Here is a 14,978-nt window from a genome sequence, read left to right on the forward strand (position 1 = left end):
CCTAGGAACCAAGGAGACATTCTGCGATGGCTAAATCAACGGGATCGGTTGCACCCAAAGAACGCATAAACATCAAGTACGTCCCCGCCACCGGCGATGAACAAGCGGAAGTAGAGCTGCCGCATAAAGTGTTGGTGCTTGGTGATTTCGGGCTGGATGACACCCGCGCCTTGGAAGACCGCTCGGTCATGCGTATCGATAAACACACCTTCAACAATGTGTTGAACGATGCTGATGTAAACCTTGTTATGTCCGTACCCTCCGTACTCAGCGCAGCCCCCGATGCAGAGCTGGCGGTCAGCCTGCAGTTCAAGGCCATCAACGATTTCGGGCCCGACAGCATCGCCCGCCAGGTACCGGAGCTGAACAAGCTGCTGGAGCTTCGCGAAGCATTGGTCGCCCTGAAAGGCCCCCTGGGCAACGTGCCCACGTTCCGTAAGCAATTGCAGCACCTGCTGAATAGCGAGCAAGCGCGCAAACAACTGGCCCAGGAACTGGACCTGGTGCTTGAAGCGCCAAAAGAAGACTAAGACAACGGAGCGTCCCCATGCCGAAGCAGAACAACACTACCGTCGCGATTGAAACGACAACCGAAACGCTGAGCAATACCACCCTGCTCGACCAGATCATGGCAGAAACCAAATTGGTTCCCACCCAGGAGGGTTACCAAGTCGCTCGCCAAGGCGTATCGGCTTTTATTGCCGAAATCCTTAAAAGTCATGACCCAGATCAATTAATCAACAAACATCGCGTTGACCAGATGATTGCGGAGCTGGATCGAGTACTCAGCAAGCAGATGGATGCCATCCTGCATCAACCTGAATTCCAGCAACTTGAATCCGCGTGGCGAAGCCTCAAACTGCTGGTCGACCGTACGGACTTCCGCGAGAACATCAAGCTTGAAGTTCTGCATGTCAGCAAGGAAGACGTGCTTGATGATTTCGAGAACGCGGCCGACATCACGTGCAGCGGAATGTACAAACACGTTTACACCGCAGGTTACGGCCAATTTGGTGGCGAGCCGGTTGCGGCCATGGTCGGCAATTACAGCTTCGGCCCCTCTTCCCCCGATATCAAACTATTGAACTACATGGCCTCCGTCGGTGCCATGTCACATGCTCCATTCCTCGCCGCACCCTCCCCTGACTTCTTCAACCTCAGCAGCTTTGAAGAGCTGCCCAACCTGAAGGAGATCAAGGACATTTTCGCGGGACCACGGCACGCCAAGTGGCGTGCGTTCCGTGAAAGTGAAGATTCGCGCCACGCTGCGCTCACCGGGCCGCGCTTCATGCTCCGCTCTGCCTATCATCCGCAAGAAAATCCCGTGCAGAGCTATCACTACGCCGAGGACGTTGCCGGACGGCACGACAACTACCTGTGGGGCAACTCCGCGTTCCTTCTGGCCAGTTGCATCAACGACAGCTTCGCCCGCTACCGCTGGTGCCCAAACATCATTGGCCCACAGTCGGGTGGCGCAGTCGAGGACCTGCCGGTGCACCTTTACGAATCGTTGGGCCAGCTGCAGGCCAAAATTCCTACTGAAGTATTGATCTCCGACCGCAAGGAGTTCGAGCTGGCAGAAGAGGGTTTCATTGCCCTGACCATGCGCAAGGACAGCGACAACGCCGCGTTCTTCTCAGCCAACTCGGTGCAGAAGCCGAAAAATTTCCCCAAAACACCCGAAGGCCTGCAAGCACAGACCAACTACAAGCTCGGCACCCAACTGCCCTACCTGTTCATCGTCAACCGCCTGGCCCACTACATCAAGGTGTTGCAGCGCGAGCAGATCGGGAGCTGGAAGGAGCGACGGGACCTTGAGTCCGAACTCAACAAATGGATCAAGCAATACGTCGCCGACCAGGAGAACCCGTCTGCCGATGTACGTAGCCGTCGCCCGTTGCGTGCTGCAAAGGTCGAAGTTTCTGACGTCGCCGGTGATCCGGGCTGGTACCAGGTGTCCCTCGCGGTACGCCCGCACTTCAAGTACATGGGAGCGAATTTCGAAATCTCCCTGGTTGGTCGGCTTGATACCCAATGAGTGGCTTTTTCGATGACTTGGTGACGAATCAGTTCGCAAGCCGGGTGCCGTCCAGGCAAGAGAACGCTACGCAGAAGTTCGCCGCCATCAAGCGCCACCTCGAAACGCTGCTCAACGCTCGCCAGGGTTGCTCACAAAGCAGCCCTGAGCTGGGCCTGCGTGACTTCAACGGGCACGACGTCAGCAGCGGCGACCTCCTGAAGCAAGTGGGCGCAGACATCCGCCGCACCCTTCAGCGCTTTGAGCCGCGTGTGCACGTGCGAATGCTCAAAGCCATGCCCGATTGCCATGCCCCGCTGGAACTGCATTTCAGGCTGGACTGCCTCGTGCAGGTCAACAACCACACGGAGCAGCTGCAACTGGAGCTCCTGGTCAACGGCCACAACCGCCACACCCGCGTGAGGTGACCCATGTCACTCAAGGATCGATTCAGCGAAGAGTTGCGTTATCTCCATGAACTGGGGAACGACTTCGCCCACGACAACCCACAACTTGCCCGGCTGCTCGGCAAGGGTGGTAGCGACCCGGATGTCCAACGCCTGATGGAAGCCTTTGCCTTCCTGACGGCCAAGCTGCGGTTGAAACTGGAGGACGACCTGCCGGAGCTGACGCACCCGATGCTGCAGCTGCTGTGGCCCAATTACCTGCGGCCTCTGCCGAGCGCCACGATCATCCAGTTCACCCCGCGCAAGCAAGCGCTCAGCCAGTCGCAGCGTATTCCCAAGGGCTCGCGGTTGTTCTCCAAGCCCGTGGATGGGGTGCCCTGCGAGTTTCGGACCTGCACGGCGGTGGACATTCATCCGTTCGAGATCGACGCGGTAGGTGCAACCCAAACACTCGACAGCTCGGTGATTCGGCTCGACTTGCGAACCTTGGTCGAGCGGCCATTGAACACGCTGGGCTGCGCCAGCCTCGATTTTCATTTGAGCGGTGATACCCAGACAGCCCGCACGCTGTACCTGTGGATCGCTCAATATCTCAAGCATGTTGCAGTGACAGTCAATGGCGAGATCCGCCGGCTGCCGGCCGGCAACATCGTCTTCCCCGGCTTCAATCCAGACGAAGCGCTGCTGCCTTACCCACAGAACGTCTTCGACGGCTACCGGATTCTGCAGGAGTACTTCATATTTCCCGAGCGTTTCCACTTCTTCAGCGTAGCCGGGCTGGAGAAAGTCTGGCCCGATCAGGCGACTCAGCAGGTCAGCCTCGAGTTTCACTTCACCCGACAGTTACCTGATTCGCTGCGTGTTGGCAGAGCAGACTTCAGCCTGTTCTGCACCCCTGCGGTAAACCTGTTCAGTCACAGCGCCGAGCCTATCGACCTGTCCAACCGGACCGCCCAGGCTGAGCTCACGCCCCGGGGTGAGGAGCGGCACGCCTATGAAATTTTCAGTGTCGATCAGGTGATCAGCACCCGCACGACATCAGACGGCAGTACCGGCGAACACCTGCGAACCTTTCGCGCCTTCGAGTCGTTCGCCCATGAGATCGAACATGTGCAAGGGCGCACAGCGCTGTATTACCGCTACACGCTGGAAGAATCCCTGCGCGACGATAGCGTCACCCACCGCATCGCATTTGTCCGCGCAGACGCCAACGCCTACATCGGTGAGCTGGAAACGGCCTCCATCGACCTGACCTGCACCAACCGCGACCTGCCGCTGGCGTTAACTGTCGATGACATCAATGTGATTTCCGAGGTCACGCCGCCCCTGGCCACCTACACCAACCTCTGTGCTCCAACCCGCCCCTACCGGCCGGTACTGGACGGCCAGTTGCAGTGGGCCCTGATCTCCAACATGTCGCTCAACTACCTGTCGCTGCTCTCGGCCGAGCCGCTGAAAGCGGTCATCAATGCCTATGACTTCGCCGCCTTGCATGACATCCAGCAAACCCGCACCACCCGCAAGCGCCTTGACGGCATCCGGGATATTCAAACAGAGCCCCTGGATTGGCTTCTCAAGGGCCAGCCCATTCGTGGCCTGCGCACGCGGCTGAAGCTGGATCAAAGCGCATTCCTCTGCGAAGGCGACCTGTATCTGTTCGGTTGCGTGCTCGCACACTTCTTCGCCCTGTACGCCAGCATCAATTCCTTCCACCAACTGGAAGTGATCAACACCACCAACAACGAGCACTACACATGGCCCATCCAGACCGGCAAACAACCGCTGATCTAGCCGACAAGCTGCTCGCCGAGGCGCACCAGTACAACTTCTTCCAGTTGCTGGAGCGCCTGTATGGTTTACACGGGGATGACCTGGAACCACGCTGGCCCGACCCGGCCACACGGCTGCGCGTGCGGCTTGCGAGCGACCCGCGGCTGACCTTTCCGGTGTCCGACGTGTACAAGGCCGAACGCATGCCTGAAGCAGCGGACCGCTATCGCGTATGCACCACCTTCATGGGTTTGCACGGAACCGACTCGCCCCTGCCAACCTATTACCTGGAAGAAGTGTCGTACGAGCATGCCCACGGCATCGGTGTGCGGCCGGCCTTCTTCGACTTTTTCAATCACTACCTGCTGAGCCTGTTGCACCGCATCTGGCGCAAGTACCGCTATTACATCCGCTTCCAGCCGGGCGCGACCGATGGCTTCTCGCAGTACATCTTCGCCCTGCTCGGCTTGAATGACAAACAGCTGCGCGGCGACACCGCGCTGCCCTGGAGCCGGCTGCTCAGTTTCGCCGGAGTCATTGCCAGCCGCAGCCGTGCACCGGGCACCGTTGCCGGCATCATTGCCCACTGCTTCGACTTGCAGCAAGTGCAGATCCGCGAGTTCCAAACGCGCTCGGTCCCCACTGAGGCCAAGCAGCTGGTAAGCCTTGGCCGCAGCAACGGCGAGCTTGGCAGCTCCTTCGTGATCGGCAGCCGCACGCGAACCCGCAGCAGCAAGTTCACCATCGTTATCAGCGAGCTGGACCAGGAACAGTTGCGTGACTTGCTGCCCAGCGGCCTCAATTTCAATCGCTTGCGCGCACTGATCGATTTCCTGTTGCGGGACGGGCTGGCCTATGACCTGGAGCTGCGTCTGAAGCAGAACGCGCTGTCGCCCTTCTGCCTGCACCGTAGCCAAGGGGCCTACCTGGGCTGGACCAGCTTTGTCGATGACCGCCACGGCCAGATCAGCCCTGTCGTGCGGTTCCGGGGGCGCTCATGAGCACATTGACCTTGAGCATCACCAACCTTGATCAGTTGCAACACAACGTCACTGCCCGACATCAATTCGATTGCACAGGCGGCACCATCGGTAGCGCCGGGGCCAACTGGCTGATCAATGATCGTGAACAGACCGTTGCACCGGTCCATTGCGAGATTGGCTGGATCGAGGGCAGCTTCTGCGTTATCGACCGCTCTCAGCGTACCTACCTGAACGACAGCCACGACAGCTTGGGTTCGCTCGCCCCCAGGCGACTGCTGGACGGTGACCAACTGCGCATTGGCGCCTACCGACTCCAGGTTCAACTTTCGCAAGCCGATGCACGCTCTCTGGAGGACCTGTTCAGTCCTGAACAGCGAACCCTTGATCACTGGCTAGTGGAGGTTCCAGTCAACGCCCGGCTAACCACTTCAGGCACCACGCAGGTTGTCGCAGACATCTGCTCGGCCTTCGCGTCAGGCATCGGTAACGATCCTTTGGCGGCACTGGACAACGCAACAGGGCCAACGCAACCGAGCCCGCTGGAACAGCTGATTGCAGGAGAACGCCCATGACGCGTCATTCATTCGTGGCCGGTCTACTGACGGCGCTGATCGGACTCTCGGGCTGCACTGCTCTGAGCAAAATCGGCCAAGTGATCAAAGATCCCTCGGTGTCCGTCGGCCCGCCCAAGGAACACCCCACCTTAGTCGCGTTCAGCATCAATGCTAGCCCGACACTCAACGGCAACCCTCACAGCGTCGAAGTGCCAGTTGAGCAGCCTGGCGTTCTGGAACCCAGCCCCTATGCCGTCAGCTTAAGCGCTGGCGACCCTTATGCTTTGACCGAGAAAGTCGGGGCACTGCTCGATTATCTCCAGGAACAGTTCCCGGCAATGTCGCCTGTCGCGACGCCAGTGGACGAGGACGATGATCTGGCGCGTTCTCCCATGGAGGAAAGTACGCCCGGCCGCTACGAAGACCCGACCGTAGTGTTGACCATACCCCGTACCACCACCGTAGCCACCGAGCCTGTCGCTACGCCCATGGCCATCAAGATCCTGCAACTGCGCGACGACTCTCTTATACGCAACAGTGTTTACGACCTGCTGGACAAGGACCCTGCCAAGGCGCTGCGCAGCACCTACATCCGCGATGACGACTACCTGCTGCGACCCGGCCAGTTCAAGTTCATCCCCTTTGCGCCCATCGACCCTGAGACGCGCTTCGTTGCGGTGATCGCAGACTACCGCAACCAGGAAAACGCCACCTGGAGCCAGGTGCTGCGCATACCCCCTCGCGGCCACCAAATCATCCTGTCGGTGTTGCTCAACGACACGCAGGTTCTGCTCAAGGGGGAAGACTGATGGCGCCATTAGCCCTGCCCCTATCGCTTACTCACCCTGACATGGAGCGCTCATGAGTTCACGTAATCCCGTCTTGTGGCCTGAGGGCCTGTTCGTCAAACCGCAGCATTTTCAGCAGGCTGCGCGTGCCGCCGAAGCAGCGTTGCATCAACGCCTTGGCAGCCTGAACGCAGCCTTCTATGGCTTCAGCGAACTGCAGTTGAACGAGGAATACCTGAGCCTGGGCAAGATCGCCATCACCCGTGCACGGGGCGTCATGCCGGATGGCACGGTCTTCGATATCCCCGCAGACCTGCCGCCACCCCCACCCCTGGAAATCGAGGACGACGGCGCCAAAGACAGCGAGATTTTCCTGTGCCTGCCGCTGCGTACCGAAGGAGGCCGCGAGGTGAGCTGGCCCGAAAACGCCGCCAACTTCCGTTACCGCGCGCAAGCCGAGGAAATCAAGGACACCCACAGCGCCGACGGCGACCTGGTGCAGGTTGACCTGGCAGTGCCAAACCTGCAACTCAAACGCAAGGCTGACGATAGCAGCGCCTACACACGGCTAGCCATGGCACGCATATTGGAACGTCGCCCCGATGGCAGCCTGCAGCTGGATGAAGGCTTCTATCCCACCAGTGTCTCGGTGCGTGCCGTACCGGCGCTACAACGCTTTCTGGAGGAGATCACCAACACCCTACGCGAACGTGCGCGCAACCTTGCCGCGCGCATCGGTGCTTCAGGCCAGTCGGGTATCGCCGACATCCGCGATTTCAACTTGCTCCAGGCCATGAACCGCTGGTGGCCGTGCTTTCAGCATCTAGCCAGGCAAGGCCAGACGCACCCCGAGCAGCTTTATCTGTGCATGAGTCAAGCCTGTGGTGAGTTCGTCACCTTCACCGACGAAGCCCGTCTGCCGCAGGAATACCCTGCCTATCACCACACAGCGTTGCGCACTTCGTTCAAACCGTTGGAAGACGCCCTGCGCCGGGCGCTGAGCACGGTACTGCAACCCCGCGCCGTCTCGCTACCACTGGAGACGCTGGAGTACGGGGTGATGACGACCACGCTGGAAGACCGTCGCCTGATCGATCAAGCCGATTTCATTCTGGCAGTGCGCGCCAATCTTCCACCGCACACGTTGCGCCAGATGTTCGTGCAGAAGGCCAAGATCGTTTCGCTGGAATCGTTGAACGAGGCCGTGCCGTTGCAACTACCCGGTATTCCGCTGGTGCCGCTCCCCGTGGCGCCGCGAGATCTGCCCTTCCATGCGGGGTTCACCTACTTCGAGCTGGACCGTGGGGGCCCGACTTGGGCGGCCATGAAGACCTCCAACGGCTTCGGTATTCATGTCGCAGGCGAGTTCCCTGGGCTTGAACTGCAGTTCTGGGCGATCAGGAGTGAATGACATGGTAGATAACAAAACCTTCCCCAGTGATGCTGCACAGATTGAAAGTAAAAAACTGCAGACGATGATTGAGGAGTCCTTGTCTGGCGACTCACCCGCATCCGCAGAAGCTGGAGATTCCGATCAGAAAACCAAGTCAGAGCCTGTTTATGCAGGCTACGCAGCTGACCCAGACTTCCAACTGCGCGGTGGCTACGAAAACCTGATGCTGGATGCCGCTGCCCCTCTGTTCGGCCTGGTGATACGCCTGCGCACCCTGGATGCGTTGCCCAACATCAAGGACGTGCACCAGCAAGTGCGCAACCAGATCGACAACATTCGCGAGGAGATACGCCAGCACGGCTATGAACCCACTCAGTTGCTGGCGTACTCCTACGGCCTGTGCCTCTTCATCGATGAAGCAGTCATGGACAGGCCCTGGGGCAAGGCCAGCTGCTGGAGCCAGGAGCCCCTGCTCAGCATCTTCCACGACGAAACCTGGGGTGGGGAGAAAATCTTCACTGTGCTCTCGCGCCTTATGCAGGAGCCCGAGCGCTATCAGGACGTGCTCGAATTCATGTACTTCGCGCTGTGCCTGGGCCTGAAGGGCAAGTACGCCATCGCGCCGAAAGGCGAAGAGTCACTGAACGAGCTGATACACCAACTGCACGGGATCATCCGCGAACTGCGCGGCCCAGTGCCGGAATCGGTCGGCGATCCCTACACCAACGTGGCCCCGCATAACTTCCGCATGAACCGGCAATGGCCCTGGTGGAGCCCGCTGGTAATTTCCGCTCTCGCCATGGCGGTGGCCTACGGCATCTACAGCTATCGCCTGCACCTGATAACCACCGAAGTACTGGAATCGCTCAACGGCATTTTGCAGCAGTAGAAGCAGAAACCGGCGCAACTGAATTCAACGGATTAGCGAGGGTGTTACCTCGCTGACAAGCCCATCGTTTCCGATGGCCACGCCACCTTGGGTTGCGCGTGTTTTATCCACATGGACGCAGGAGAGACTGCCATGCCAACACCCGCTTACATCACGATCAATGGAGAGACACAAGGACTAATCACTGCTGGTGCATTTACCGCTGAGTCTGTCGGCAACGTTTACCAGCAAGGTCATGAAGATCAAATCCTGGCTCAGGAAATCACGCATCAGGTAACCACACCAACCGATCCACAGAGCGGTCAACCCAGCGGTCAGCGCGTACACCAGCCGTTCAAATTCACTAGTTCGCTCAATAAGGCCACCCCGCTTATGTATCAAGCGCTGGTGACAGGCGAAAGGCTGAAGATCGTCGAAGTCCTGTGGTACCGCACTTCGGCGGAAGGCAGGCAAGAGCACTTCTTCTCAACCACACTTGAAGGCGCAACTATTGTCAGCATCAACACCGTCCTCCCCCACGTTCAAGACAAGGTGAACGAGAACTACACGCAACTGGTCGAGGTTGCGATGACCTATCGGAAAATCGTCTGGGAGCACACCGCGGCCGGCACAAGTGGCTCTGATGATTGGCGCACGTACTTAGAAACAGCGGTTTGATCTAGCCGTGCTTACCGGGCAGGTAATTTCCTGCCCGGCCTTCAAGCCTTGAGTCGGCGGGACAAGGACTTCATATGCGCCAATCCGATCTGCGTTACAGTTTTCATCCCCTCGTGGGCGATGCTCAATTCGAAGTGGTGTCGTTCGAACTTCGAGAGGGTATCAGCACCCCCTTCGAATTAGAGCTGAAACTGGTCAGCTCCGAAAACGACATCGACTTCGGCCCTTTGCTCGACAAGCCCGTGCTGTTCACGATCTGGGATGGCGAACGCCCGGTACGGTACGTGCACGGCCTTGTCAGCCGTTTCAGCCAGGCTGAAAGCGGCTTCCACCGCACCTACTATCACGCGCTGGTCGAGCCCCTACTGGCACGGGCCAACCTGCGTTCGAACTGGCGCATCTTCCAGCATAAAACCGTTCCGCAAATTATCGAGCTGATGCTCAAGCGCCAGGACATCGACCAGTACGAACTACGCGCCAGCATGGAGCATCAGGTCCGCGAATTCTGCGTGCAAGCGGGCGAGACCGACCTTGCCTTCATCTCCCGACTGGCTGCTGAAGAAGGCTTCGTCTACCGCTTCGCGCACAGTGCAAAGCTGCACAAGCTGATCATCACGGATCGGCTGCAGTCCTTCGGCCTCATCAGCCATGGTGCCATCAAGACCGAAGATGAAGACGAAGGCTTCTGCGATGACAACGAGCCTGTAGGCCCTGACAGCGTGCTGTACCACGCCAACAGCGGCGGCGATCAAGCCATGCCCTGCCTGCGCCGCTTGCGCTACAGCGAGCAGGTGCGCACCGCTCGCCAGGTTCAACGCGACTACACCTTTACCAACCCGGCCTACCGCCAGGAGCACAGAGCCGCCGGGCCCTTCCTGGAGCATCAGTCCAAAAAGTACGAATACTTCGACTACCCAGGCCGCTATAAACGCGATGCCGTGGGCATACCGTTCACTGAAAACCGCATCACAGCGCTGCGCCATGATGTCCGTATTGCCGAGGTCCAGGGCGATGACGTGCGCCTGCAACCGGGGCTCAGTTTTACCCTGACTGGTCACCCGCGAGAAGACCTCAATACGCATTGGCGGGTGAACACGGTTATCCATAAAGGCCACCAGTTCACCAGCCTGCAGGAAGAAGCCGCCGGCGCCGATGCCAGCACGCGCTACGAGCAGACCGCAGTGCTGGTCCCCGGTCGGACCGAGTGGCGCCCTGCGCCATTGGATAAGCCGCGAATCGACGGGCCACACATGGCCACCGTCGTCGGCCCGAAGGGAGAAGAGATCTTTTGCGATAAGTGGGGCCGGGTCAAGGTTAGCTTCCCTTGGGATCGCGAAAGCCAGAACAACGAGTTCAGCTCGTGCTGGCTGCGCGTATCTCAAGGCTGGGCCGGTGGCAGCTGGGGCTCGATGGCCATCCCTCGGATCGGTCAGGACGTGATCATCCAATACGTCAATGGTGACCCCGACCAGCCGATGATAACCGGGCGCACCTACTGCGGTGATCAACTGCCGCCCTACGACCTGCCTGACCACAAAACGCGCATGACCATCAAGAGCCAGACCCACAAGGGGGATGGTTTCAACGAACTGCGTTTCGAGGATGAGCTGGGCAAAGAGGAAGTGTTCATCCATGCCCAAAGAGATCAGAACACCTTGGTCAATAACAACCAGTCCCTCTCCGTGGGCGTCGATCGCACCCAACAAATTGGCCAGGACGAATCGGTCGCCATTGGCCGCAATCGCCTGCGCGCCGTAAAGGCCAACGACACCCTGAAAGTGGGGGGTGGCAAAAACGACCTCATCGCAGGCGACTACGAAGTCGAAGCGGGCAACTCCTTGCGCCTCAAGTGCGGCAAGACCCTTATCGAGATGCATGCCAATGGCACGCTGAACATCACCTGCGAGACCTTCAACTTCACCGCCCAGCAGACCGGGCAGATCAACACCCTGGCGGCAAAGCTCGACCTCAACCCAACGGGTGGTTCGGCAGGCGCGGGAGCAAACGGGCGCGACAGCGGCTCACTCAAGGCCGACGTGGATGGGCATTTCGAATAGCGCTCGCACAGCCACCCTGCACTGAACTCAAAAAGGACTACCCGGATGACCCAATACCTGACACACGATGTAATCCTCAATCTGGGTGATGAAGCCCCCGAGGACTTGACGCTGAACATGCTGCGCTTTGCCAGCAGGCAGACCACGTTGGTGATAGCGCGCAGCGCTGTTGCAAACACCAAGACCCTGGATGAGGCCTTGGATGACCAATTAAACATATTACGGAAGAAGTCAAAGGCGATGACTATCACGCCCCCACAAGTGACTCGCCTTGGAAGAAATGAGCATCACGTGGAAGGCCGGGAAATGGCTATTCAGTTCATGGTCGGCGACAAGCCCAACTACCAGCTCCAGGCAACCTGCCTGATCCCCGGACAGCAACGGATGCTGGTGCTCAACTACAGCAAACCAGAACCTCTGAGTGACGACGACATCAACCACTGGCGCGCCATCAAAGACGAGCTCCGATTTGCCTGAGCCCCTTCGCGGCTCAGGACAAAGACTTTCGGATAGTTAGGAGCTTGTAGCCAATGGCGCAGACCGTTCATGCCGCCCGAATGGGCGATGCAATTCTTCATCCATCGCTTGCCGCTGAAATGATCAGCGCAGTTGCCGAGGTTGTTATCTATGCAGCGGCCACCGCAGCCGTCGCCGCAGCCATCAGCCTGGCCGTTGTCGGCACCGTAGCCACTGGCGGTGCGGCTGGATTCGCCATCGCCGCAGTCGCGGGTGTAGCAGTTGGTGCAATGAGTACCCTTTCCGTCGGCGAAGACCAGACTATCGGCGATGCCATTTCCAGCTTTTGCGACAGCCTTGGTAACAGCGTGGACTCCCCCGACCCCTACGGAAAAATCGAGAGTGGGTCAGGCAATGTTTTCATTAACAGCGAGCCCGCAGCTCGCGCGGCCGGCACCACCGGCCCACCTGGAGGCGGCGCAGCCGATGCTGATCAAGAGCAACCCTCCATCCTGGAGAACGTTGGTTCCATGGCCATGGCTGCGGTGCCTTATCTAGTCCCGTTCGTGGGGCTGGGGATGGCGATACGTGACATCTTCAACCCGCCAGTGACCACGCCGGCCGCCCCAGGTTCAGCATCCAAGGAAGAAGACAAGATCACCTGCTCCCGCCACACACCGCTGCCCGACAACTTCATTGCGCAAGGCTCGGACAGCGTATTTATCAATGGCCAACCCGCAGCCCGCTCAGGCGACAAGACCACCTGCGACGCCACGATTGATGTGAATGAAAACGTATCGCCCAATGTACGCATTGGTCGCGGTACGGCGACGGTCCGGGATATTCGCAACGGCAAGAGCAAGATTGCGATGTTTACCGGGATTATTGCGGGGATGCTGGTTTCACGGAGAATCAGGCTGCCCCGTAGACGCCCCACAACCGCACCGGTACCAAGACCCAAATCCAAAAGTTGCCCATACAAGGGTAGCCCCGTGCTCGTTTCCGCGGGTAGCAAGGTCCTTGTAGGCTCCGAGGAAATCGACTTCAGCCTTCCCGGCTTGGTGGGTATTGAATGGGCACGAAGCTACGACAGCAATGATAGACGTCCCGATGGCCTATTAGGCATGGGATGGAGCGTACCGTATGAGGTTGAGCTCGTACGTGTGCCACATCCCCATGGGGGTGAACTGTGGATTTACATTGACGAGGAAGGTAACCGACTGGAACTGGGCCGCCTCAGCGCCGGTGACGCTTTCGTCAGTGTAGTGGACGGCTTGGCCTTCTTTCAGCTGGAGGACGGTCAGACTGTTGTCGAAGATATCAATGAAGGGCTTTATCGGGTCTTCGATACCGACCCGCTGAACCCGAAACGCTCACGGCTGATCAGGCTCGGCGACCGCAATCTCAATTGCATAGACCTGCTGTACGACGAACAAGGGCGCCTGAAAGCCCTCTATGACAAGTACGGCCAAACGGTCGTGCAGCTTCATTATGACGCCAGGCATTCCCGACGGGTCAGAGACATATCGCGGGTGTTGCTGAAGGGCGGCGGAACACCGACTGTAGAACACAGCGAACTGCTGGTTAGCTATCGCTACACCGACAGCGGGCAACTGCACGAGGTACTGGATGCGACGGAGCAACGGGTCCGCCGCTTCACTTACACCCCCGAGGGCTATCTCAATAGCCATCAACTGGCTAGCGGTGCTGTCCGTGAATACGAATGGGCTCGCTTCGACACTCCCTCAAAGCGCCCTACTCCCAAGCGCTTAGACGGTACGCCCTACCGCTTGCCACCGCTGCTGGAACCCCAACCCGATCACGAGTGGCGGGTGATTCGCCACTGGGGCAGCGATGGTGAAGAGTACCGGTTCGAGTACAACCTGGAAGACGGCGAAACCCTCGTCACGGACAACCTCGGCCGCCGTGATCACTACTACTGGGGCCCACTGTACGAGGTCTATAAACACATCGATCCGCTCGGCAATTGCTGGCAAGAGGAGACCGTCGCCGGCCAACTGCTGAAAAGCATCGACCCACAAGGAGGCGAATGGCGCTACAGCTACGATGATGTCGGCCGCCTGATCGAAACCCGCGATCCCCTCGGCCGTAGCGAACACATCAAATACTTGCGACATTGGGCATTGCCGGTCCAGGTCACCGATACAGGCGGGCGGGCTCGGCAATACGGCTACGACAACCACGGCAACCTGCTTTGGCAGCAAGACCCGCTGGGCCGCAAAACACACTATCAGTACAACCCAGAAGGCCGCGTTACCCAGATCACTGATGCCCTCGAAAAGAACAAGTACCTGAGTTGGAACACCTGCGGTCAGTTGCTCAGCTACCGCGACTGCAGCAATGCCCTGACGCTGTATCACTATGACGCCCATGGCCGCTTGCGCGAAAGCATCAACGCCCGGGGCGAACATACCCACTTTCGCTATGACGCACGTGGTTATCTGGTAGAAAGCGAACGCCCGGACGGTCGCATCGATCGCTATGAAATTGACGTCGCTGGTCAACTGACGCGCTACATCGACCCTGCGCAAAAAAGCCTGCAGTTCCGCTACAACCGCAGCGGCCGGTTAGTCGAGCGTACGGATGCCATGGGTTACAGCGTGAAGTTCCGCTACGACGCCTATGGTCGGTTACTGCAACTCACCAACGAGAATGACGAGTCATACCGCTTCGGTTGGGATGAACTGGACCGGCTGGTCGCGCAACAGGACCTGGATGGCAGTGGCCGCCTCTATGCCTACAACGTGCTGGATGAGGTCACTCGTCTTACCCATGTGCCCTCGCCTGACGAACAGCCGCCACTGTCCGACAACGCTCCGCCGACACGCACGACCGCCATCCGCCATGACTTCGAGCGCGACGCAATCGGCCGTCTTCTCTGCAAGCGCACTGAAGATGGCACCACCGACTACGGCTACGACGCTGCCGACAATCTGCTGTCCATCACCTTCACGGACAACAAAGGAGAACAACAGCAACTCGACTA

The 14,978-nt window shown here is 58.9% G+C and carries 13 protein-coding genes; all 13 read left to right on the top strand.

All coding sequences use genetic code 11. The annotated features are described in order from the left end of the window. The first annotated feature begins 26 nt into the window (after positions 1-26). Positions 27-530 carry a type VI secretion system contractile sheath small subunit gene (gene tssB, locus ACFY68_RS14510; protein WP_387528399.1) on the top strand — a complete coding sequence of 168 codons (504 nt, stop codon included), beginning with the start codon at positions 27-29 and terminating at the stop codon, positions 528-530. Positions 531-547: 17 nt separating this feature from the next. Then, positions 548-2,038, top strand: a complete 1,491-nt coding sequence (tssC, locus tag ACFY68_RS14515) for a type VI secretion system contractile sheath large subunit (RefSeq protein WP_387528402.1) — start codon at positions 548-550, stop codon at positions 2,036-2,038. After that, positions 2,035-2,445: a type VI secretion system baseplate subunit TssE gene (gene tssE / locus ACFY68_RS14520; protein ID WP_387528405.1), complete on the top strand. Its 411-nt coding sequence runs from the start codon at positions 2,035-2,037 to the stop codon at positions 2,443-2,445. The genes tssC and tssE overlap by 4 nt, the downstream gene beginning before the upstream one ends. Positions 2,446-2,448: 3 nt before the next feature. After that, the gene (gene tssF, locus ACFY68_RS14525) at positions 2,449-4,215 is read left to right on the top strand and encodes a type VI secretion system baseplate subunit TssF (protein WP_387528408.1); all 1,767 of its coding nucleotides are present in this window, start codon (positions 2,449-2,451) and stop codon (positions 4,213-4,215) included. Next, on the top strand, positions 4,179-5,195 hold the full coding sequence (gene tssG, locus ACFY68_RS14530; RefSeq protein WP_387528410.1) for a type VI secretion system baseplate subunit TssG: 1,017 nt from the start codon (positions 4,179-4,181) through the stop codon (positions 5,193-5,195). The genes tssF and tssG overlap by 37 nt, the downstream gene beginning before the upstream one ends. After that, positions 5,192-5,749 carry an FHA domain-containing protein gene (locus ACFY68_RS14535; protein WP_387528413.1) on the top strand — a complete coding sequence of 186 codons (558 nt, stop codon included), beginning with the start codon at positions 5,192-5,194 and terminating at the stop codon, positions 5,747-5,749. Before tssG ends, ACFY68_RS14535 begins: the two co-directional genes overlap by 4 nt. Beyond that, positions 5,746-6,540: a type VI secretion system lipoprotein TssJ gene (gene tssJ, locus ACFY68_RS14540; RefSeq protein ID WP_387528416.1), complete on the top strand. Its 795-nt coding sequence runs from the start codon at positions 5,746-5,748 to the stop codon at positions 6,538-6,540. The genes ACFY68_RS14535 and tssJ overlap by 4 nt, the downstream gene beginning before the upstream one ends. 52 nt (positions 6,541-6,592) lie before the next feature. Continuing rightward, entirely contained in the window at positions 6,593-7,930 is a 1,338-nt protein-coding gene (gene tssK, locus ACFY68_RS14545; protein ID WP_387528419.1) for a type VI secretion system baseplate subunit TssK, read from the top strand. A 1-nt stretch (position 7,931) separates the two neighbouring features. Beyond that, positions 7,932-8,801 carry a type IVB secretion system protein IcmH/DotU gene (icmH, locus tag ACFY68_RS14550; protein WP_387528422.1) on the top strand — a complete coding sequence of 290 codons (870 nt, stop codon included), beginning with the start codon at positions 7,932-7,934 and terminating at the stop codon, positions 8,799-8,801. Positions 8,802-8,933: 132 nt separating this feature from the next. Beyond that, positions 8,934-9,458, top strand: coding sequence for an Hcp family type VI secretion system effector (locus tag ACFY68_RS14555; protein WP_387528425.1), 525 nt, complete (start codon positions 8,934-8,936; stop codon positions 9,456-9,458). A gap of 74 nt (positions 9,459-9,532) precedes the next feature. Beyond that, positions 9,533-11,515, top strand: a complete 1,983-nt coding sequence (locus tag ACFY68_RS14560; protein WP_387528428.1) for a type VI secretion system Vgr family protein — start codon at positions 9,533-9,535, stop codon at positions 11,513-11,515. Positions 11,516-11,560: 45 nt separating this feature from the next. Continuing rightward, entirely contained in the window at positions 11,561-11,992 is a 432-nt protein-coding gene (locus tag ACFY68_RS14565) for a DcrB-related protein (protein WP_387528431.1), read from the top strand. A 53-nt stretch (positions 11,993-12,045) separates the two neighbouring features. After that, a partial coding sequence (locus ACFY68_RS14570; protein WP_387528434.1) for a PAAR domain-containing protein occupies positions 12,046-14,978 on the top strand: 2,933 nt, incomplete at its 3' end.

This window comes from Pseudomonas sp. NPDC012596 (genome assembly GCF_042902325.1).
GTDB lineage: Bacteria > Pseudomonadota > Gammaproteobacteria > Pseudomonadales > Pseudomonadaceae > Aquipseudomonas.